Origin of the sequence: Streptomyces sp. NPDC047853 (assembly GCF_043204535.1) — a bacterium.
In the GTDB taxonomy this organism is placed as follows: Bacteria; Actinomycetota; Actinomycetes; order Streptomycetales; family Streptomycetaceae; genus Streptomyces.
In genome coordinates this window covers 19,259-39,618 of record NZ_JBIDCI010000031.1, presented here as the reverse complement: position 1 = coordinate 39,618, position 20,360 = coordinate 19,259, and the positions used below count along the sequence as shown (strand labels likewise).

The 20,360-nt window shown below is 74.9% G+C and carries 19 protein-coding genes and 1 pseudogene; 11 read left to right on the top strand and 9 right to left on the bottom strand.

The genetic code is table 11. The features are described from left to right. Positions 1 to 15: 15 nt before the first annotated feature. From ACGF5T_RS34135 to ACGF5T_RS34115, 5 genes are all read left to right on the top strand, one after another. Positions 16 to 774, top strand: coding sequence for a DeoR/GlpR family DNA-binding transcription regulator (locus ACGF5T_RS34135; RefSeq protein WP_366768694.1), 759 nt, complete (start codon positions 16 to 18; stop codon positions 772 to 774). Next, on the top strand, positions 771 to 1,148 hold the full coding sequence (locus tag ACGF5T_RS34130; RefSeq protein ID WP_366768695.1) for a hypothetical protein: 378 nt from the start codon (positions 771 to 773) through the stop codon (positions 1,146 to 1,148). The genes ACGF5T_RS34135 and ACGF5T_RS34130 overlap by 4 nt, the downstream gene beginning before the upstream one ends. Positions 1,149 to 1,268: 120 nt before the next feature. Further along, positions 1,269 to 2,327, top strand: coding sequence for an aminoglycoside phosphotransferase family protein (locus ACGF5T_RS34125; protein WP_366768696.1), 1,059 nt, complete (start codon positions 1,269 to 1,271; stop codon positions 2,325 to 2,327). A gap of 172 nt (positions 2,328 to 2,499) precedes the next feature. Next, a complete protein-coding gene (locus ACGF5T_RS34120) occupies positions 2,500 to 2,940 on the top strand; it encodes a VOC family protein (RefSeq protein ID WP_356611006.1) in 441 nt (146 codons plus the stop codon). A 167-nt stretch (positions 2,941 to 3,107) separates the two neighbouring features. Then, positions 3,108 to 3,413, top strand: coding sequence for a hypothetical protein (locus ACGF5T_RS34115; protein ID WP_366768697.1), 306 nt, complete (start codon positions 3,108 to 3,110; stop codon positions 3,411 to 3,413). A 119-nt stretch (positions 3,414 to 3,532) separates the two neighbouring features. Here the strand turns inward: ACGF5T_RS34115 and ACGF5T_RS34110 are convergent, their stop codons facing one another. Beyond that, complete coding sequence (locus ACGF5T_RS34110; protein ID WP_366768698.1) at positions 3,533 to 4,117, bottom strand: dihydrofolate reductase family protein; 585 nt, start codon at positions 4,115 to 4,117, stop codon at positions 3,533 to 3,535. Positions 4,118 to 4,213: 96 nt separating this feature from the next. Further along, positions 4,214 to 4,606, bottom strand: coding sequence for an SgcJ/EcaC family oxidoreductase (locus ACGF5T_RS34105; RefSeq protein ID WP_356611002.1), 393 nt, complete (start codon positions 4,604 to 4,606; stop codon positions 4,214 to 4,216). Between the two features lie 175 nt (positions 4,607 to 4,781). Between ACGF5T_RS34105 and ACGF5T_RS34100 the strand changes: the two genes are divergently transcribed. Then, positions 4,782 to 5,378: a dienelactone hydrolase family protein gene (locus ACGF5T_RS34100; protein WP_366768699.1), complete on the top strand. Its 597-nt coding sequence runs from the start codon at positions 4,782 to 4,784 to the stop codon at positions 5,376 to 5,378. 43 nt (positions 5,379 to 5,421) lie between these two features. On the opposite strand, the pseudogene ACGF5T_RS34095 reads toward ACGF5T_RS34100, so the two are convergent. Continuing rightward, positions 5,422 to 6,463, bottom strand: a pseudogene (locus tag ACGF5T_RS34095) (saccharopine dehydrogenase family protein). Positions 6,464 to 6,592: 129 nt separating this feature from the next. Between ACGF5T_RS34095 and ACGF5T_RS34090 the strand changes: the two are divergent. Beyond that, positions 6,593 to 7,531 (top strand): helix-turn-helix domain-containing protein, encoded by a 939-nt coding sequence (locus ACGF5T_RS34090; RefSeq protein WP_356610996.1) that lies wholly within the window; start codon positions 6,593 to 6,595, stop codon positions 7,529 to 7,531. Positions 7,532 to 7,621: 90 nt separating this feature from the next. Here ACGF5T_RS34090 and ACGF5T_RS34085 read toward each other — a convergent pair whose 3' ends face one another. After that, the gene (locus ACGF5T_RS34085; protein WP_366768700.1) at positions 7,622 to 7,972 is read right to left on the bottom strand and encodes an STAS domain-containing protein; all 351 of its coding nucleotides are present in this window, start codon (positions 7,970 to 7,972) and stop codon (positions 7,622 to 7,624) included. Positions 7,973 to 8,688: 716 nt separating this feature from the next. On the opposite strand from ACGF5T_RS34085, the gene ACGF5T_RS34080 reads away from it, so the two are divergent. Then, positions 8,689 to 9,150: a carboxymuconolactone decarboxylase family protein gene (locus ACGF5T_RS34080; RefSeq protein WP_356610992.1), complete on the top strand. Its 462-nt coding sequence runs from the start codon at positions 8,689 to 8,691 to the stop codon at positions 9,148 to 9,150. Between the two features lie 78 nt (positions 9,151 to 9,228). Here ACGF5T_RS34080 and pcaB read toward each other — a convergent pair whose 3' ends face one another. Together pcaB and ACGF5T_RS34070 are read right to left on the bottom strand one after the other, a co-directional pair. Further along, positions 9,229 to 10,644 carry a 3-carboxy-cis,cis-muconate cycloisomerase gene (gene pcaB / locus ACGF5T_RS34075; RefSeq protein ID WP_366768701.1) on the bottom strand — a complete coding sequence of 472 codons (1,416 nt, stop codon included), beginning with the start codon at positions 10,642 to 10,644 and terminating at the stop codon, positions 9,229 to 9,231. Further along, entirely contained in the window at positions 10,641 to 12,653 is a 2,013-nt protein-coding gene (locus tag ACGF5T_RS34070) for an FAD/NAD(P)-binding protein (protein ID WP_366768705.1), read from the bottom strand. Before ACGF5T_RS34070 ends, pcaB begins: the two co-directional genes overlap by 4 nt. 268 nt (positions 12,654 to 12,921) lie before the next feature. Here ACGF5T_RS34070 and ACGF5T_RS34065 point away from each other — a divergent pair, with 268 nt between their 5' ends. After that, the gene (locus ACGF5T_RS34065) at positions 12,922 to 13,785 is read left to right on the top strand and encodes a sigma-70 family RNA polymerase sigma factor (RefSeq protein ID WP_356610989.1); all 864 of its coding nucleotides are present in this window, start codon (positions 12,922 to 12,924) and stop codon (positions 13,783 to 13,785) included. Between the two features lie 187 nt (positions 13,786 to 13,972). Then, positions 13,973 to 15,208 (top strand): acyltransferase, encoded by a 1,236-nt coding sequence (locus ACGF5T_RS34060; RefSeq protein WP_361018760.1) that lies wholly within the window; start codon positions 13,973 to 13,975, stop codon positions 15,206 to 15,208. A gap of 67 nt (positions 15,209 to 15,275) precedes the next feature. Here ACGF5T_RS34060 and ACGF5T_RS34055 read toward each other — a convergent pair whose 3' ends face one another. The 3 genes from ACGF5T_RS34055 to ACGF5T_RS34045 form a co-directional block, all read right to left on the bottom strand. After that, on the bottom strand, positions 15,276 to 15,719 hold the full coding sequence (locus ACGF5T_RS34055) for a carboxymuconolactone decarboxylase family protein (protein WP_356610986.1): 444 nt from the start codon (positions 15,717 to 15,719) through the stop codon (positions 15,276 to 15,278). A gap of 78 nt (positions 15,720 to 15,797) precedes the next feature. Next, on the bottom strand, positions 15,798 to 16,349 hold the full coding sequence (locus ACGF5T_RS34050; RefSeq protein WP_356610985.1) for a carboxymuconolactone decarboxylase family protein: 552 nt from the start codon (positions 16,347 to 16,349) through the stop codon (positions 15,798 to 15,800). Positions 16,350 to 16,421: 72 nt separating this feature from the next. Beyond that, positions 16,422 to 17,135, bottom strand: a complete 714-nt coding sequence (locus ACGF5T_RS34045; protein ID WP_356610983.1) for an SDR family oxidoreductase — start codon at positions 17,133 to 17,135, stop codon at positions 16,422 to 16,424. A gap of 164 nt (positions 17,136 to 17,299) precedes the next feature. Between ACGF5T_RS34045 and ACGF5T_RS34040 the strand changes: the two genes are divergently transcribed. Further along, positions 17,300 to 20,257: a BTAD domain-containing putative transcriptional regulator gene (locus ACGF5T_RS34040; RefSeq protein ID WP_366768702.1), complete on the top strand. Its 2,958-nt coding sequence runs from the start codon at positions 17,300 to 17,302 to the stop codon at positions 20,255 to 20,257. The last annotated feature ends 103 nt before the right edge of the window (positions 20,258 to 20,360 follow it).

The window sequence follows — 20,360 nt, the reverse complement described above, 5'->3', positions numbered from 1 at the left end:
CTGGAAGGAACGTGAATGCTGGCTGCTGAGCGACGCGATCACCTGCTCGGGCTGCTCGCCCGGACGGGCAAGATCGTGGCCAAGGACGTCGCCGCCGACCTGGGCATTTCCGAGGACAGTGTGCGGCGCGACCTGCGCGACCTCGCCGCGGAGGGGCTGTGCCAGAGGGTGTACGGCGGCGCCCTGCCCGCGTCCCCGGCGGTGGTGGGCTACGACGCCCGCCAGGCGGTGGCCCCGGACGGCAAGCGGAAGGTCGCCGCGGTGGCCGCCGCGCTGGTACGGCCGGGCAGTTCGCTGATCCTCGACGGCGGCACCACCGCCCTCGCGGTGGCGCGGGCGCTGCCGAAGGAGCTCACCTGCACGGTGATCACCCACAGCCCGACGATCGCCACGGCCCTGATCGACCACCCGGGGGCGGAGCTGTTCCTGCTCGGCGGGCGCGTCTTCAAGCACTCGGCGGTCACCTGCGGTGCCGCCGCGGTCGAGGCCGCGCAGAACGTCTCCGCCGAGCTGTGCCTGCTCGGCGTCACCGGTGTGCACCCCGAGGCGGGGCTGACCACCGCGGACGCCGACGAGGCGGCGATGAAGCGCGCCCTGGCCGCGCGGGCCGCGGACACCTACATCCTCGCCTCCCGCGAGAAGATCGGAACCGCCTCGCCCTACCGCGTCCTGCCGTGGGAGAAGGTCACCGGTCTGATCACCGACGCCGATCCCCACGACCCGGTCGTCGGGCAGCTCGGTGCGCTCGGCGTCCAGCTCCTCGAAGCCGCATGAGGAGACAGCCCGGGACCAGCCGGCCGGAACGGGAGCACCCCCTGGTCCGCGAGGTCTTCCCGGAGCTGGTCGCCGAGCTGACCGCCCTTCTGGAGGACGAGGGGGAGGGCGAGCTGGCGCTCTGCGCGAGGGACCTGCGGCTGGTCGAGGAGTGCGGCTGCGGCGACGGCTTCTGCCAGAGCATCCGCACGGCGGACCTTCCGCGGGGGCAGCCCTACGGGCCGGGCCACCGGTGCGTACCTCTGTGCCCCCCGGCGGGCATGCTGATCCTGGACGTCGTGGACGGCCGGATCGTGTACGTCGAGATACTCGACCGGCCGCCCCTGCACCGCCGCGCGCAGCGAGCCGGGCGGGAGGGTCCGCCGGCGGCGTAGGCGTGGACGGCACAGGGCGTGCCCGGCGCAGGGCCTGGACGGCGCAGGGCGTGCCCGGCGGCCGGACGCGACGGGGTGGAACTCCTGCGCAACGCTGGCAAAGGCCCTACGCTGCCCCGCATGCCGATCCCCGTGCCGCTCAGCGGCGAACTGCGTGCCGTGTTCGGCTCGCCCACGCAGGCCGTACTCCTGGACAGCAGTCCGCGCTCCCGGGTGTGGCGGGTCGGACTGGAGGGCGGCAGCCGGGTGATCGTCAAGCAGATTACCGAGGGGGGCACGAGCGGGCCCGACGGGGACGCGCGCTACGCGCGGGAGGTCGCCGCGCTGCGGCTCGCCGCGCGGGCGACCCGGCCGGCCGTCGCGCCCGCACTCCTGGCGACGGACGCGGCATCCCGCGTGATGCTCCTGGAACACCTGGACGACCTCGGCGCGGCCGATGACTGGATGCCCGGCTACGCCGAGGCCCTGGCCCGGCTGCACGCGCTCACCGGGCCGGCCGATGCGGGGACGCTGCCCGCCTGGTCCGGGCCGGCCGCCGCCGACGCGGAGTCCTTCCTCGCGCTCGCCGCCGCCCTCGACGTCCCCGTCCCGCCCCGGGTGCCGGACGAACTGGCCGGCCTCATCGAGCGGCTCGACCCGGCGTCCCACCATGCGCTGCTGCACGGCGACCCCTGCCCGGGCAACGACCTGCGCACCGCCGCCGGCGTCCGCTTCGTCGACTTCGAGCAGGCGTCGCTGGGCAACGGCCTGGTCGAGCTCGCCTACCTGCGCATCGGCTTCCCGACCTGCTGGTGCGCCCTGTCGGTCGCCGCCGCGCCGCTCGCGGAGGCCGAGGCCGTCTACCGGGCCACCTGGCGCGGCCTCACCGGCCGGGAGGTTCCCGGCGACCTCGCCGACGCCTGCGCCGGCTGGCTGATCCGTGGCGACGCGCTCGTCGAACGCGCCCACCGCGAGACCGTCGACCACCTCGCACGCGTGCCCGCGGAGGACTTCCGGTGGGGTGATGTCTCCGCCCGCGAACGCCTCGTCCACCGGCTCGGCGTGGTCGCCGACCTGACCCGCGGGCACGACCGCCTGCACGCCCTCGGGCAGCTCAGCTCGGCGCTGGCCGTACGCCTGCTGCACCGGTGGCCGGCCCTGCGCCCGCTGCCCGCGCACAGCACACGGCCCTGGTCCTGACCGCCCCGCTGCGGCGGCCCGGCTCGCGGGCTGCCGCGGCGGCGCGGGCGCGCGATCCTGGGTCCGCGGGAACCGGCGGCCGGCCGGCGGATGCCGAGAGCGTGCCGCCGGCTCCGTCCCGGGGACGGTGGCGGCCGCCACCGGGCCGTACGAGGAAGAGGGAGCAAGCAGCATGGCGATTCAGCGGATGGACAACGTCGGCATCGTCGTCGGGGACCTGGAGGCCGCCGTCGCGTTCTTCGTGGAACTGGGCATGGAGCTGGAGGGCCGGGCGGAGGTCGAGGGCCTCTTCGCCGACCGGTGCACCGGACTCGACGGCGTCCACTGCGACATCGCGATGCTCCGGACCCCGGACGGTCACAGCCGGCTCGAGCTGGCGAAGTACCGCAGCCCCGCGGCGACCGGCGCCGGGCCCCGCAACCCGCCGCACAACGTCCTGGGCACGCACCGGGTCATGTTCGCCGTCGACGACATCGAGGACACCCTCGCCCGCCTGCGCCCCCACGGCGCCGAACTCGTCGGCGACATCGCCCGGTTCGAGGACAGCTACGCGCTCTGCTACCTCCGCGGCCCCGAGGGGATCATCGTCGGACTGGCCGAGCAGCTGCGCTGAGGGGATGGCGCTGTACGCCTTCGGCCCCGTGCCGGACGCTCGGGGCGATCCTTCGGGGACGACCCCCTCACGAGGGATGTGAAGGCGGCGTGTTGACAGTGCGGGGATGGCGTGCCGGAGGGTCGGTTATGGTTCAGCCGTCAACATGTGAACGAGAGGGGGCGTCTGTGAACACGCCTAGTCAACCGCCGCAGCAGTACGGGCAGCAGGCGTACGGGCAGCCGCCGCAACCGCAGTACGGGCAGCAGGGGTACCCCCACCCGCCGCAGCCCTACGCGCCGCAGCCGATCATCATCAACAACAACGTGTCGGCGGCCGCTTCGGCGTCGGCCGCGGCGTTCGCCGGCGGGTACGGCCGCAGAAAGCGCCAGTCCTTCTGGGCGCACTTCTGGCTGTTCCTGTTCACTGCGGGCCTGGGCAACATCGCCTACGCCTGGTACGTGAGCGACTGGAACAAGAAGCGCGGCCTGTAGCCCGGCCGCGGCGGGAAGGGCCGTGCCGCACAGGCGCGGCCGGGGCGGCGGAACGGGGGCGGCCCGGGGCCCGGTCGATGGGCTCGGGCGGCTTCTCACGGTGACGCGGCAGGGGTGTTTCACGCGGTTTCGCCGGGCCGGTGGACGCGGTAGCGCAGGTGGGTGACATCCCGGGCCTCCAGCCGTCGCACGAGGTCGAGTTCGGTGGGGTGGCCGCCCAGGTGGTCGAAGAGCCGTCGGCCTTCGCCCAGGAGGACCGGGACCAGGTGGATCTCCATCTCGTCCAGCTGCCCGGCACGCAGAAGCGCCTGGGCCGCGCCCGCCCCGTGGAGCATGACCGGCCGGTCCCCCGCGGCCGCGCGGGCCTGCCGGGCGCAGTCCTGGACGTCGGTGACGAAACGCGCGTGGCCCGGTGGCACGTCCCCCTCGTCGACGTGGTGGGTGAGGACCAGGACCGGCACACCGTCGTGGTGGTCGCCCTGCCAGCGCCCGGCGAGTTCGAAGGTCCGCCGGCCGCAGACCACCGCGCCGGTCGCCCGGGCCTCGCGGTAGACCTGACCGCTCGGACCGTCGGACTCCCGGTCGTCGAGCCAGTTGAAGAGCCGCCCGCCGCCGCGTCCGAGTTCCTGGCCCGGCCGGTCGTCGGGGCCGGCGACGAAGCCGTCGAGCGACATCGACATGTACAGCCGGATCGGGGTGTCCATCGTGGTCTCCCTCGCTTCGCCGACCGGTTCGGGCGTGTCATCGGGTAGACCTCGGGCGGCCGGCGAACTCATCGGTGCGCCGGGGCGGCGGTGGTCTCAGCCGGTGCGTACTTCGGTGTTCTGGCCCGCGTGCAGCAGCCACCTCCCGTCGTCCTGCCTGGTCATGACGTACAGCGGGCTGCCTTCGGTGTCGCCCTGCGCCGAGTGGTAGACCTGGCGGACCTTGACGGCCGCCACGTCGGCCCGCAGGAACCGGATGTGCGCCGCCTCGTAGGTGACCTCCCCGTCCCAGGTCGCGGCGGGCAGCACGGCGCGGGTGAACCCGGCGATCGCGTCGAAGCCGATGAGGACCTTGCCGTGGGCGGTCGTCCACAGGGCGTCGGGGTGGAACAGGGCGAGGAATCCTTCCACGTCCTTGGCACGCTGAGCGCGCTCGACGGTGGCCACGACCTGTTCGATGGCTGTGATGTCCGCGGGGTCGGTGTTCATACCGACCAGCCTGCGACCTCAGGCGGACTTGAGGTCAAGAGCCGGCTCCGGGGGCGGGGGTGAGTGTGTCCCGGCCGGTGCCGGAGGCCGGCGGGCGCGGGCCCGCGGCTGTCGGTGGCGCGCGCCATACTCGTGCCGCGGCGCCGCCCGGGTGCCGCGGCACGAGGGGAGCGACATGGCTGGGGTACTGGTCTTCCACCACGGACACGGGCTGACCGCCGGCGTCCTGGAGTTCGCCGACCGGCTGCGGCAGGCCGGACACACCGTCCACACCCCGGACCTGTTCGAGGGGCAGGTGTTCGACAGCCTCCAGGAGGGTGTCGCTCACGTCGAGAAGACCGGGTTCGGCACGTTCGTCGCGCGGGGGACCGCCGCCGCCGAGGGGCTGCCCACGGAACTCGTCTGCCTCGGGTTCTCGCTCGGGGTCCTGCCGGCGCAGAAGCTGGCCCAGACCCGCCCGGGCGCCCAGGGCGCGGTGCTGCTCGAGGCGTGCCTGCCCGTCGCGGAATTCGGCGGTGCCTGGCCCCGGGGCGTCCCCGTCCAGGTCCACGGCATGGACGAAGACCCGTTCTTCTCCGGTGAGGGAGACGTGGACGCGGCCCGTGCGCTCGTGGGGACGGCCGCGGATGCCGAGCTGTTCCTCTACCGCGGCGACCGGCATCTGTTCACCGACGCCAGCCTGCCGTCGTACGACGAAGACGCGGCAGCGCTGGTCACCCGCCGGGTGCTCGATCTCCTCGGCCGTACCGCACAGCCGGCAAAGGCCGGCTGACGCGTCCTTCGTCCCTGCCCGGCGGACGGAGGGGCGGGCCGGGTCAGGCGGCGTGTGCGGGCTGGGGCAGGTCGACCGTTACGTGGGGGGCGAGGGCGCGCAGGAAGTCGGGGGCGTCGAAGATCTCGCCGGCGGAGGTGACGCCGACGGCCTTGACGCGGCCGGTCAGGACGCGGTCGAGGGCTTCGACGACGAGGGGCGCGGTGACGGCGTAGATGTCCTGGCCGGTGGCCGTGGCCCGGCGCCGGGTGTCGCCGGAGCGGACGACGACGTCGACGAGGAAGGTCTGGGCGGAGCGTCCGCTCTCGTCGGCGGCGGTCGGGGCCGGTGTGTCGGGGGCGGCGACGTCGCGGACGGCCTCGGCACTCATGTAGGTGGTCACGTCGGGGATGGCCAGGTGCTGGGGGACGGTCACGACGTCCGCCATGGTGAACTCCGCGATGACGGGGCGGCGTCCCAGCGGATCGGGGAAGTCCCACTGGGCCGTGGGCGCGGCGTCGGTGCGCTGCTCCCACTGTCCGCCGCGGTAGCGCAGGCGGACGTCGCCGCGCCGTTCGCGGGAGACGGCGCCCGAGAGCCGGGTGCCGGCGGTGGGGTGCCAGTCGCTGAGCGCGTAGGCGATGTGGGCCTCGTCGGCCGTGGTCCACTCGCCCATCGCCGCGGTGGCCAGCAGGTCGCCGAGGCCGCCGAAGAAAGCCATGGCCGGGACGATCACCGCCGAGGCGTCCCGGGCCCGCTCGCGGAAGCGCGTAGGTGTCGAGGTTGGCCTCGATCTCGGCGGCCACGTCCAGGTAGGGGATGCCGGCGCGCAGCGAGGCCTCGATCACCGGGCCGGTGGTCGAGGCGAAGGGGCCGGCGCAGTTGATGACCGCCGCCGTGCCGGCCAGGGCACGGTCCAGCGAGGCCGGGTCGTCCACCGACGCGACCCGGGCCTGCAGCCCGTGCGCGTCGGCCAGTTCGTCCAGCGCCCGCCGGTCGCGTCCGCAGAGCACCGGGACGAATCCGCGCGCGGTGAGTTCCGCGACCACGAACCGTCCGGTGTGACCGTACGCGCCGAACACCGTCACCAGCCGGCCTGACTCCATGAGACTGCTCCCGTGATCTCGCTCGTCCGCTGCGGCGGTGGTCCGCCGGCGGTCCGACCCCCACATCCTGTGTCGTGGGCGGGCCACCGCACGAGCGTCGGAAACGACGTGCCGCATACACTTTCAGACATGCATCGCGTCGCGCTGGCCGTCACCGAGGGCATGCTCCACTACGAACTGTCCGTGGCGGTGGAGGTGTTCGGGTCCGACCTGACCCATGTCGTGGACCCCTGGTACGAGTTCGTCCTGTGCGGGCCCGGGCCGGTGCGTGTCGGCCGCTTCCTGCTCGAGCCCGACCAGGGGCTCGAGGGTCTCGCGCGGGCCGACACGGTGGTGGTGCCCGGGTGGGCCGACACCGGCCGCGAACCCCCGGCGGAACTGGCCCACGCGGTGCGCGCGGCCCACGCGGCGGGGGCGCGGGTGGCGTCGCTGTGCACGGGCGCCTTCGTCCTGGGCGCCGCCGGCCTGCTCGACGGCAGGCGCGCCACCACGCACTGGGCCCACACCGGGGAGCTGGCCCGGCGCTACCCGGCCGCCACCGTGGATCCGGACGTCCTGTACGTCGACAACGGTGACGTGCTCACCTCGGCGGGCAAGGCCGCCGCCATGGACCTGTGCCTGCACCTGGTGCGTCTCGACCACGGCTCGGCCGGCGCCAACAGGATCGCCCGTCGTCTGGTCACCGCACCGCACCGGGACGGCGGCCAGGCGCAGTTCATCGCCACGCCCGTTCCCGAGCCGGGCGGCAGCCACCCCCTCGGGGAACTCCTCCCCTGGGTTCTGCAACGCCTCGACCAGCCCCTCACCGTGGAGGATCTGGCCCGGCGGGCGGGGCTGAGCTCACGTCATCTGGCGCGGCATTTCAGGCACCTCACCGGCACCACGCCGCTGCAGTGGCTCCACGCCCAGCGTGTCCGCCGCGCGCAGGAGTTGCTGGAGACGACCGACGCCACCGTCGACACCGTCGCCGAGGCCGCCGGGATGGGCACCGCGACCACGTTGCGCCGCCATTTCCAGCGCACCGTCGGTGTTCCGCCCGACGTCTACCGCCGCACCTTCCGTCCCTGAGGGAACAGCTTTCGGGGACAGGAACCGGAAGGGGCGGGCCGCTTCGGGTGCGGCCCCGTGCGCGCTTCGGGTGCGGCCCCGTGCGCCCGGTCAGGGCCGGCGCGTGCCGCCGTGCGCCTCCTGCGGCGTGCCGGGGTCCAGGCGGGCGGCGTCCAGGGCGGGGTCCAGGCCGGCGGCGAGGGACAGCAGCCGCAGCGGCTGCGGGCCCAGCCCGCACACCGTCGTCGTGCGCAGCGGGCCGCCCGGCGGGGCGGGGTCGAAGAGGAGGTGGAGACCGGCGACATCCATGAACGTGGCCCCGCCCATGTCCCACAGCAGATCGGTCACACCTGCCGGGAGTGCGGCGGTGGCCGCCCGCAGCGGGGGCAGGGTGTCGTAGTCGATCACTCCGCGCGGGCTGATCCGGGCGCGGGTGCCGTCGATCGTGGTGGTGATGTCCATGCGGGACGCGCCCCCTTCCGGGGGTTGGTGAGCCCAACGGCGGAACGTCCCTCAGTGACGGGGCGGGCCGGCGATGGCGGGATCCGGGTGCCCGGAGTGGGGGCGACTCCCGAAAGCCCAAAGGTCGGCGCCCACGGGGTGCCGACCGGTCTCGCGTCCCTCCACCGTCGCACACTCCACCGCGAGGGGCCAGGTGCCCCGGGCCGGTGTTCTTCGGGGTGGCGGCGGTTGCCTTCCCGGGGCGGACGGGCCCCCGGGAAGGCCCTGAGGGGGCCGGTGGCTCGCGGAGGGCGTCCTGACCTGCCGCTCGGTGCGGGCGGTGGGGGGTGTCCGGCGCCCGGGCGGGAGGGGCCGGGCGTGCCGGTGCGCCGGCGGTTTGTGGAGCAACCGGGTTCAGTGCCCGTGGGCGTGGTGAAGAAACCCGGGAATCAGGTCGTGTGTTCTATCGGGTGGCGGGCGCGCGGAGCGGCGGAGGTCGATCACCGCCCGGTGCGGTCCCCGGCCCGGTGCGCGGTGGTGTCCGGGTCGAGGGGCGCTGGAGGAACGGTCGGGGGGCGGGGCGGGGGGCCGCGGGGGCGGGGCATGCTGGCGGGGCCGGTGGCGGCCCAGAAGTTTTCTCCGGGCGCCGGTCACATCTTCGGTTTCCCGGTCGTCAGTGCGGTGAAGGCATCGCGGCCGTTCGCTACCGGCCGCTTATGAAACTGGTGGAGGAACCCATGACTGCTCGTATGCCCAACCCCGCGATCGTCGCTGGTCCCGAGGTCATCCCGGCCCTGCTGGGCGTGGCCGGTGCGGTGAAGAACACCGGGGTGCCGGAGGCCACGATCAACCTGATCTACCTGCGTGCCAGCCAGATCAACGGCTCCAGCTGGAACGTGCACAAGCACGCCGGTGACCTGAAGGCGGCCGGTGAGAGCGACGAGCGGATCCACACCGTCGCGGCCTGGCGCGAGACGCCGTTCTTCACCCCCGAGGAGCGTGCGGCGCTGGCGCTCGCCGAGGCGGCGACGCGGCTGAGCGACCGTGAGGACGCGGTGTCGGACGAGGTGTGGGCCGAGGCCGCCAAGTACTTCAGTGAGCAGCAGCTCGCCGGGATCCTGCTGGCCACGGGTCTGAGCAACCTGTGGCACCGGCTGATCCCCACCACCCGCCAGGCCGCGGGGCCGATCGCCGGCTGACCACCGGCGCGGGCCGGGGCGGGGCGGACGCACACGGCGTCCGCCCCGCCCCGCTGTTCGTTGCCTGCGGGGCCTTTTCTACGGGGTGGCGGGGCGGGCCAGGGAGCGGTCCACCAGGGCCGCTGCCGCTCCGGTGTAGGCGGCCGGGTCCAGGAGGCCGGCCAGTTCCGCGGGGGTGAGCACGCCCTTGAGCGCGGGGTGTTCGCCGAGCACGTCGGCCAGCGGGCGGCCGGTTTCGGCCGCCTGCCGGGAGGCCTGGGTCAGCAGCTGTGCCGCCTCGCTCCGGCCCAGGCGGGGGGTGAGGGCCGCACTGACGCGTTCGGAGACGATCAGCCCGCCGGTCGCCTGGAGGTTGGCGCGCATCCGGTCGGGGTGGACGACCAGTCCCCGGGCCAGTGCCACGGCCGTCTCGGCGGCGCCGCCGCTCAGGCGCAGCGCCTCGCGCAGGGGCTGCCACTCGGCGTGCCACAGGCCGGCGGAGCGTTCGTCCTCGGCGGGCATGCAGTGGGCCAGGACCGAGGCGAGGGCGGGTACCTGGAGGGCGGCCGAGCGGATGAGGGTGGCCAGGACGGGGTTGCGTTTGTGCGGCATGGCCGAGGAGGCGCCGCGGCCGGCCGGGCCGGGTTCGGCGACCTCGCCGATCTCGGTGCGGGTCAGCACCTGCACGTCGGCGGCGATCTTGCCCAGTGCGCCGGCGGTGTGGGTGAGGGCCGCGCCCAGGTCGGCGACGGGGGTGCGCAGCGCGTGCCAGGGCAGGGCGGGCGCGCGCAGGCCGGTCTCGTCGGCGTAGGCGGCGCCCAGGTCCTCGATCAGGGTGCGGGGGGTGGTGTGGGGGCCGGCGTGCTGGAGGTAGCCGGCGAGGGTGCCGGCCGCGCCGCCCAGGGAGACGGGCAGGCTGTGGGCGGTGCGGGTGAGGCGCTGGGCGGCGTCCAGGACCAGTTCGCGCCAGCCGGCCGCCTTCAGGCCGAAGGTGGTGGGGACGGCGTGCAGGGTCAGGGTGCGGCCGGCCATGGCGGTGTCGCGGTGGCGGGCGGCCAGGCGGGCCAGGGCGTCGGCGACGGTGTGCAGGTCGGCGGCGGTCAGGTGCAGGGCGCGGGAGGCGACGAGCATGGCGGCGGTGTCCAGGACGTCCTGGCTCGTGGAGCCGCGGTGGACGTACTCGGCGGCCTGCGGTGAGCGGGCGGCGACGGCCCGGGTGAGGGCCTTGACGAGGCCGACGACGGGGTTGGCGGTCTCGCGGGAGGCCAGGGCCAGTTCGCGCACGTCGAAGTCGGCGGCCCGGGCGCAGTCGGTGATGGTGCGGGCCGCGGTCGCAGGGACGGTGCCGCACCGGGCCTGGGCGCGGGCCAGGGCGGCCTCGGCGTCGAGCATCGCCTGGAGCCAGGCGGTGTCGGCGACGGCCGCCTCGACGCGGGTGCCGGCCCGCACCGGGGAGAGCAGGCCGGTGTCCCCCGGGCAGGCGGTGTCGGCGGGGCCGGGCCGGTCGTGGCTCATGAGGCCTTCCTCGCCGGCGGGGTGGCGGTGGCGGCGGGGGGTGTGAGCGGCGCCGGGGCGGGCAGTGCGGCCGGCCGGGGCAGGGCGAGGACGGCGGCCGCGATGGCGTCGGAGTCCTCCAGGGTCACCGAGCCGACGCCGGGCCGGATGCCGGCCGCGGTCACCCAGTGGACGGACTCGGTGGGCACGCCGTAGGCGAAGCGCCGGGGGTGGGCGGTGCCGGCGGCGTCGATCAGGTGGTAGGGGCGGGGGGTGACGGCCAGGCCGCCGGTCTCGTAGTCCTCGCCGTCCGCGCCGGGCACGCGGTGGGTGCGGCACTGGCCGGTGTGCAGCAGTTGGTTCATCAGCGGGTCGGCGGTGCGCCGCAGGTCGATCTCGGGCAGCCGGGACTCGATCAGCGTGGTGGCGTGCACGCGCACCCCGGGGATGTCGCCGGTGCCCGTGAAGCGGGGGCCGCCGGGGGCGTCGGGGTCGGCCTGCACGCGCAGGCCGGGCCCGGTGACCTCCAGGACGCCCGCGTCGATGAGGGCGGCCATCTCCTCGATGCGCGAGGCGGGCGGGCCGATGGAGAGGTAGGCGTTGAGCGGGGTGTACCAGCGGTCGAGTTCGTCGCGGTGCGAGGACGCGTCGAGGCCGGCGTGGTCGACGGCGAGCCGGATCTCGTTGCGCAGGTCGCGCAGGACGTCCAGGGCGGCCTTGCGGGGGCCGCTGACGTTGCCCAGGCGGGCCTGGCGGACGTCGTCGTCGAGGTGGGCGCGCAGCCAGGTGCGGAAGGCGGTGGCATCGCCGAAGGTGCGCTGCCCGTAGGGGCGGGAGACCCAGGACCAGTCCCAGCGCTCCTGCGCCGGCACGGCGTGCTCGTCCAGGAGGCGGTCCTGCCCGGCGCCGGGCGGGGTGTGCAGGTAGCGGGCGGCGAACGCGGCGACGCGGGCGCCGTCCAGGCCGCGGGCGGCCAGGAGGGTCTCGTAGTAGACGCTCTCGACCTCCCGGGAGATCAGGGGCCACAGGTCGGCGGTGAAGCGGACGGGGCGGGGCCGGCCGCCGGGGGCGCGCAGGGCGAGGGCGTGCTCGGCGGTGAGCAGGCGGGGGAAGTAGCGGCCGTGGGCGCCCTTCTCGTTCTCGCCGCGTGCGTGGTAGGGCACGCCGCGCCGCGAGCCGGCGTACAGGCGTGGTTCGCGGCCCGAGGGCTGGTAGGTGAGCCGGCCGCCGGTGCGGGTGAAGGTGCCGCCGCGGCCGTGGGTGAACAGGGCCATGTAGTCGAAGAAGTTCAGGCCCAGTCCGCGCAGCAGGACCGTCTCGCCGGGGGCGATGCCCTCCAGGTCGGTGTCGGCGGGGTTGGCGGGGGCGAGGTAGGTCAGGCCGTGCCGGTCGGCGAAGGCGGCGAGCCGCTGTTCGGTGGCGGTGGGCCGGGCCGGTACGTGGCCCTGGGCCAGGACGACCGCGGACAGGCCGGTCAGCCGGGTGCCGTCCTCCAGCAGGACGCTCTGGGCGGCGTGGGGGCCGGGGGCGTCCTGGCCCAGGGCGACGGCCCGCGCGGGGTGCACGCGGACGGTGACGTGGGCCGGGGCGTCGGCGGTGACCTGACGGAAGACCCACATCAGGTAGTGGCCGTACAGGGCGCGGGTGGGGTAGTCGTCGGGTCCCAGGGCGCGCGCCTCGGCCAGCGCTCCGGAGTCGGCGGCGAGTTCGGGGCCGGTGGCCAGGGCGCCGGCGCCGACGGCTCTGGCCCACTGGTGGAGGCTGGGGCCTTCCTCCAGGGGGCCTTCGGCCTGGACGCTGGCGTCGGTGAAGACCGTGACCTGGGAGGCGACGGTGTTCATCAGCAGCTGCCGGGACTGGGCGGGCCGCCAGACCCGGCCGGAGCCGGGGGGCGAGGGGTCGGCCACGTGGATGGTGACGCGGTCCCAGCGCGGGTTCTTGCGTTCGTGGGCGCACAGCCGTTCCAGTACGGACAGGCCGCGCGGTCCGGCGCCCACGATGCACAGGCCGGCGTGGGTGCCGCCCGTCAGGGCCCCGGGCCGGGCGGCCGGTGCCCCTGGGCCGGCGGCGTCGGGGTGCGGGAGCGGGAGCGGGAATCCGGCGGGCCGGCCCGGCCCGTCGTCAGGTGAACGGTCCACAGCGCCTCCTTGTCCGCGCCACCGTCGGCCGCCGCGCTCAACCACCGCTCGGTCCCTGCTGGAGGCCGGGGCCGCACGGCGCGCGTCAGGGGCGGGGCGGTCACATCGGTGCCCTCTCGTGCGTCAAGGTGGTGAGGAACCGATCGGGAGGAGACCTGGCGTGGACGAGCAGGAATGGCTGGCCGAGCAGTTCGAGGGCGCCCGCGGGCATCTGCGGGCGGTCGCGTACCGCATGCTGGGCTCCCTGACCGAGGCGGACGACGCGGTGCAGGAGGCGTGGCTGCGCCTGAACCGCGCCTACGACAGTGACATCCAGAACCTGCGGGGCTGGCTGACCACGGTGGTGGGCCGGGTGTGCCTGGACATGCTGAAGTCGCGGCGGGTCCGCCGGGAGGACTCCTTCGACTCGGTGGTCCACGTGCCGGACTACGTCCACGAGGAGGAGGGCGATCCGGAGCAGCGTGCGCTGCTGGCGGACTCGGTGGGGCTGGCCCTGCTGGTGGTGCTGGAGGCGCTGGACCCGGCGGAGCGGCTGGCGTTCGTGCTGCACGACATGTTCGGGGTCCCCTTCGACGAGATCGCGCCGATCGTGGAGCGGAGCCCGGCGGCGGCCCGGCAGCTGGCCAGCCGCGCGCGGCGCCGGGTGCGGGGCGGGTCCGCGGTGCCGGACCCGGATCTGGCCAAGCGGCGTGAGGTGGTGGAGGCGTTCTTGTCCGCCGCGCGCGGGGGTGACTTCGAGGCGCTGCTGAACGTGCTGGACCCCGGGGTGGTGGCCCGCTCCGACGGCCGGCTGGGGGCGCGGGGGGCTGCGGCGGTGGCGTCGACGGCGGCGGCGTTCGCGCGGATCGCGGAGGTGGCGCAGCTGGCGCTGATCAACGGTTCGCCCGGTGTGATCGCCGCACATGCCGGGGAGGGGTTCCGGGCGATGACGTTCGACGTGAGCGAGGGCTGCATCACCGAGATCGACGTCATCACCGACCCGGGGCGGCTGCTGACCCTGGACCTGGCGCTGCTGGAGGGCTGAGGAGGGACGGCGCTGCGGCGCCGCTGCGGGGACGGGGCCATCGGCTCTGTCCCCGTTCCTGTTCCCTTTCGTACCGGTTTTGGATCTCGGCCCCAGCCAGATTCGAGTCACGTGCCGTCTAATCGCCCGCGCAGCGGTGCTCTGCCCCGTCCGCAGAGCACGTTCCCCTGGGCGAGGAGGCTTTGGCGTGGCACACGACGAGATGACGGGTGGTGCTTTTCCGCCCACGGCGGCGGGACCCGGCGGGCCGGCCGCGGCCCCGGTGCCGGCTGCGTCCGGTGCGCCGCAGGAGGTGGCGGGGCGGGCCCGTTCGGCGCGGCTGGACTCCCTGACGGGGCTGCGGTTCGGTGCGGCGCTGCTGGTGTTCTTCAACCACGTCGGCCTGCCCTTCCCTCATCTGCGGCTGCTGGAGTCGGACTCGGCGGCGATGAACCTGTTCGACGTGACCGGCAACGCGGGCGCGCTGGGCGTGACGTTCTTCTTCGTGCTGAGCGGTTTTGTGCTGACGTGGTCGGCGCGCGAGCGGGACACCGCCGGGCGGTTCATGCGCCGCCGGCTGGTGAAGATCTACCCGAACTACGTGATCACCTGGGCGCTGGCGATGGTGCTGTTCGCGTCGGTGTACACCACCACGGGGACGGCGATCGCCAACCTGTTCATGGTGCACGTGTGGGTGCCGGACTTCGACGTGTTCTCCAGCGTGAACCAGCCGAGCTGGTCGCTGGGGTGCGAGGCGTTCTTCTACGCGTGCTTCCCGCTGCTGCACTCCTGGTTCACGCGGATCCGCGCCGAGCACCTGACGTACTGGATCGCGGCGGTGACGGCGGGCATCATCGCCACCCCGTGGGCGGCGTACGTGTTCATCGCGGACAAGCCCTACTTCCCCGGTGCCTCGCTGGGGGCGACGGTCTCCGCCGAGCAGTACTGGTTCGCCTACAACCTGCCGGTGACGCGGGTGCTGGACTTCGCGCTGGGCATGCTGGTCGCGCAGGCGGTGATCCGCGGGCGCTGGTTCAACATCGGCATGGTGTGGTCGGGTGTGCTGCTGGCCGGCAGCTACGTGCTCTGCTCGCACGTGCCGTTCCTGTACTCGCAGCGTTCGGTGACCATCATCCCGATCGTGCTGCTGATCGCGGCCGCCGCGACGGCCGACATCCGGGGCACCAGGAGCTGGTTCAGGGGCCGGACGATGCTGTGGCTGGGCGAGATCTCGTTCGCGTTCTACCTGGTCCACTTCATCGTGCTGACCTACCTGCGCAAGGAGCTGGAGGGGACCTTCTCCATCGCCGAGACCACCGGGCTGGTGGCGCTGGGGCTGGTGGTCAGCGTGCTGGCGTCCTGGGCCCTGTACGCGCTGGTGGAGCGGCCGATCACCCGGCGGTTCTCCTCCTCGCGGCGTGCCCGGCGTGCGGTGGCGTCCTGAGGGCGCCCGCCGCCCGCACGGGGCGGCCCGGCACCCGCGCGGGGGTACCGGGCCGCCGGTGCGGCGTTCACCAGGCCTGGCCGGCCACTTGACGGGTGGTGGCGTTGAGCCGGTTGAAGAAGTTGGCCACGGCGCTCATCATCACGAGCGCGGCCAGGCCCTGCTCGTCGTAGTGGCGGGCCGCCTCCTGCCAGACGGCGTCGGGGACGGGGTCCGTGCGGTCGGCCAGGCGGGTGGAGTGCTCCGCGAGGGCCAGCGCGGCGCGTTCGGCGTCGGTGAAGAACGGCGCCTCCCGCCAGGCCGCCACGGTGGCCAGGCGGTCGTCGCTCTCGCCGGCCTTGCGGGCGCTGCGGGTGGCGGCGTCGACGCAGGCGCTGCAGCCGTTGATCTGGCTGACGCGCAGGTGGACGAGTTCCAGCGTGGACTGGGGGACGCCGCCCTGCCGGGTCGCCTTCATCAGGGCGCCGACGGCCTCCATGGCGCCGGGGAGGACACCGGCGGGGTTGCTCATCCGTGCTTCCATGATCGGGATCTGCTTTCGGTGAGTGCGGACGGGGTACGGGGCGGGCCGCGGGCGGCCGCGCCGGGCTCAGGCGGGTGCCTCGTCGTGGCGGACGAGGGGCCAGTCGACGCGGACGCGTGCGGTCCTGCCGAGGTAGGTGGTGAGGGTGTTCAGGGCGAGGTGGGCGACGATCTCGGTGATCTGCCCGCCGCTGAGGCCGCTGCGGCGGGCCGCGGCCAGTTCGGTGTCGCTCACCTCGCCCTGACGGCGTATCAGGGACCGGGTGAGGGCCAGGGCCGCCCCGGTGAGGGGGTCCTCGGCCTCGCCGCGGCGGGCGCGGTGGGCCTGGTGGTGGCTGAGTCCGGCCACGCGGGTGCCGGTGTAGGTGTGCCAGGACAGGCCGTAGTCGCAGGCGTTCTCCTGCGCGACCAGCAGCGCGATGCTCTCCTGGACGGCCGCGGGCAGCGTTCCCGCGGCCAGTGCGTGCCGCAGGCCGAGGAATCCCCCCAGGGCCGCGGGGCTGTTGGCCATCGCCTTGGCGAGGTTGGGGGTCAGGCCCAGCGTGTGCTGGACCGCTTGCAGCAGGGCCGCCGCCTCGCCGGTGGCGTTCTCCGGCTGGATGAGGGGAAGTCCGCTCACGGTGCGGGCCTCGCTTCCTTGGGGTTGAGCCGCGCGTGGTGCGGTGGCCCGCCCGGCGGCGGGCCCGGGCACTCACCAGGGCAGCGGGCCCTCGTGCTGGAAGAACCGGGCGTTGGGGCCGTCGGCGTCCAGCGTCGCCAGGTGCACGGCGATGCGGGCGCCCTCGGCGGCGGTGATGAAGCCCATGCCGTTGTTGATGTCGGTGGCGCAGTAGCCGGGGTCGCAGGCGTTGACCTTGATCGGGGTGCCCCACAGTTCCTTGGCGTAGGTCACGGTGATCATGTTGAGGGCGGCCTTGGAGGAGTTGTACGGCATGTTGTTCAGCGGCCACAGCGGGCTGTCCTCGACCATCACGCGGGTCATGGAGGCCAGTTCGCTGGACTGGTTGACGATGCGGGCGGCCGGCGCGCGGCGCAGCAGCGGCAGCATCGCGTTGGTCACCGTGACGACGCCGAACACGTTGGTCTCGTAGATCCGGCGCAGCGTCTCGGTGGTGGTGGCGCTGGGCAGGCCCAGCGGCGGCGGGACGGTGACGCCGGCGTTGTTGACCAGGATGTCCAGCCGGCCGTACTCCGTCTCGATGAAGCGGGCGGCGTCCTGGACGCTGTCCGGGTCGGTCACGTCGAGCTGCACGTGGGGCTGGGCGAGCTGCTCGCCCGCTTCCTTGCCGCGCTGTTCGTCGCGTGCGCCGATGACGGTGGTGATGCCCCGTTCGCCGAGCTGGCGCGCGATCTCGAAACCGATTCCCTTGTTTGCTCCCGTGATGAGAGCGATCTTGTCGGTCATTCCTGCCTCTCCACTTCAGCATCCGGAAGGTGGCCTTCGGGTCTTCTGCCAGCGTGGACGAGCCCGTTCATAGGTAGGCGATGCATTCGCTATAGGTGCCGGCAGGTGCACTTGGCCGGTTTCAGAATGAACATGGCCGGTTTCAGAAAGGGACTGCGGCAGTCATGACGGTGCGTTTTTCGATCCTGGGTCCGGTGGAGGTGTCGGTGGCGGGGCGGCCCCTGCCGGGGACGGCGCCCCGCCACCGGGGGGTGCTGGCCCTGCTGCTGCTGAACGCCCGGACCGTGCTCGGCGCGGAGCAGATCATCGACGCGATGTGGGGGCCGGCCCCGCCGGCGACGGCGCGGGCGCAGATCCACGCGGCCGTCGCGGCCCTGCGGCGGGTGCTGCGCACCGCGGACGCGGAGCATCTGCTGCAGACCCGGCCGGGCGGGTACGTGATCGCGCTGGAGGCCGGGCAGCTGGACTGGGAGGAGTTCACCGACCGGCTGCGCGAGGTGGCCGATACGGACGACCCGGCCCGCTCGGCGGCCCGGATCCGGCAGGCGCTGTCGCTGTGGCGGGGGAGGCCGCTGGCGGACGTGCGGGCCGACTACGCCGACAGCGCGCGGGTGCGTCTGCAGGAGCGGCAGCTGACCGCCCACGAGCAGCTGGCCGAACTGGAGCTGTCGCTGGGCCGGCACGAGCAGGTCGCCGACGAGCTGGCCGCGCTGGTGGCCGCGCATCCGCTGCGGGAGCGGCTGGCGGGGCGGCTGATGCTGGCCCTGCACCGCTCGGGCCGCCAGGCCGACGCCCTGGCCGTCGCCCGCGGGCTGCGCCGCGCGCTGAGCGAGCAGCAGGGCCTGGACCCCGGGCGGGCGTTCGTCGCGCTGGAGCGGGCCGTGCTGCACGACGACCCCGCGCTGGCGGCGCCGGCCCCGGACCCGGCGCCGCCCCCCGCACCCGCACCCGCACCCGGGCCGGCGCCGGCGGCCGGGCGGGCGGGGCGGGCACGGCAGGCGAACTTCCTGCCCTACGACTCGCCGGACTTCTCCGGGCGCGCCGCGGAACTGGCGCAGCTGCTGGAGGGCCGGCACGGCCCGGAGGGGGCGGTGACGGTGTCGGTGATCGACGGCATGGCGGGCATCGGCAAGACCGCCCTGGCCGTGCACGCCGGCCACCGGCTCGCCGAGCGCTACCCCGACGGGCGGCTCTTCGTCGACCTCCAGGCGCACACCGCCGGCCGGACGCCCATGGACGCGGGCAGCGCCCTGGGGGTGCTGCTGCGCCAGCTCGGGGTGCCGGCCGAGCGCATCCCAGCGTCGGCGGCGGAACGGGCCGGGCTGTGGCGGGCGGAGCTGTCGGGCAGGCGGGTGCTGGTGGTGCTGGACAACGCGGCCGGCACCGACCAGGTGCGGCCGTTCCTGCCGGGGGCGACCCGCAGTCTGCTGCTGGTCACCAGCCGGCGGCGGCTGACGGGCCTGGACGGGGCGGCGTGCCTGTCGCTGGACCCGCTGCCGGCGGCGGACGCCCTGGAGCTGTTCACCCGGATCGTGGGCCGGCGGGTGGACGACGAGCCGCTGGCCGCGCTGGACATCCTGCACCTGTGCGGGTTCCTGCCGCTCGCGGTGCGCATCGCCGCCGCCCGATTACGCCACCGGCCGCGGTGGAGCGCGGCGCACCTGGCCGACCGGCTGCGCGACCAGCGCCACCGGCTGGCGGAACTGTCCACCACCGAGCGGGGGGTGGCCGCCGCGTTCGCCATGTCCTACCAGCAGCTGGACGCCGAGCAGCGGCGCATGTTCCGGCTGCTGGGGCTGTATCCGGGGCCCGACGCGGGCGGCCGGGCGGCGGCGGCGCTGGCGGGGGTGGCGCCCGAGCGGGCCGAGCGCCTGCTGGAGGAGCTGCTGGACGCGCACATGCTGCGCCAGCACGAGGCCGGCCGCTACACCTTCCACGACCTGCTGCGCCGCTACGCGCACACCCTGGCCGAGGAGGAGGAGAGCCCCGCCGCGCGGCGGGAGGCGCTGGACCGGCTCTTCGGGCACTGCGTGGCGGGCGCCTCGCAGGCCGCCGCGCTGCTCTTCCCCCAGAGCCCGGGCCGCAGCGTCCACTCCCCCGCCGTCGCCCCCGACGAGCCGGCACCCGACGCGGCGCCGGTGGTGCTGCGCGACGCGCAGGAGGCGGAGGCGTGGCTGGACGCCGAGCGGCTCTCCCTGGTCGCGGCCGGCGCCTACATGGCCGCCCACGGCTGGCCCGCGCACACCGCCCGGCTGGCCTCGGCCCTGCACCGCTACCTGTACGACCGGGCCTTCCACGCCGACGCGCTGGCGCTGGGCGAGCAGGCGCTGCAGGCCAGCGCGCTCAGCGGCGACCACACCGCGCAGGGCCGGTTCCTGACGGACCTGGCGTGGCTGTACTGGCGCCGGGGCTGCGACGAGCGGGCGGCCCGGCACGCGGCGCGGGCGGTGCGGCTGGCCCGGCGCACCGGTGACCGGCTGGGCGAGGCGCGGGCGCGGGACTGTCTGGGCCATCTGTTCCTGCGCGGCCACGACCAGGAGCAGGCCCGGTACTGCTTCATGGCGGCCCTGCGGCTCTTCCGCGCCGTCGGCGACCGGCACGGCGAGGCCCGCGGCCAGGTGGGGCTCGGCCTGGTCCAGGAGCGCCTGGGCTGTTACGAGGCGGCCCGCATCCACCACCACCGGGCGCTGGAGCTGTACCGGGAGCTGGGTGACCTGGGCGGGGAGGCGGTGGCGCTGGTGGGTCTGGGGTCGGTGCACGGGCGGCAGGGGCGTCCCGGGCAGGCGCACGGTCTGGCGCTGCGGGCGCTGCGGGTGCAGCGGGCGCTGGGCAACCGGGGGCACGAGGCGGAGGCGCTGAACGCGCTGGGCGAGGCGGCGCTGGCGCTGGGCGCGCCCCGGCAGGCGGCGCAGCAGCACGAGGCGGCGCTCGCGCTCGCCAGCGAGGTGGGTTTCCGGCCCGAGCAGGCGCGGGCCTTCCAGGGGCTGGCGCGGGCCCATGACGCGCTGGGCCGTCCCGATCTCGCCCGCGGGTATGCGCGGCGGGCGCTGTCGCTGTCGGCGGCCCGCACGGCGGCGGGGGCCGGGCGGGCGCCGTCGGCGGCCGTCGGCGGGGCCGGGTGAGCTTCCCGGGACCGGTGGCCCCCGGCCGGGCTCGACCCCTGGTCCAGCGGGCTGCGATGCACTGTGTGCCCGGCCCTGAACGGGCCGGCTTTTTCGAGGGAGA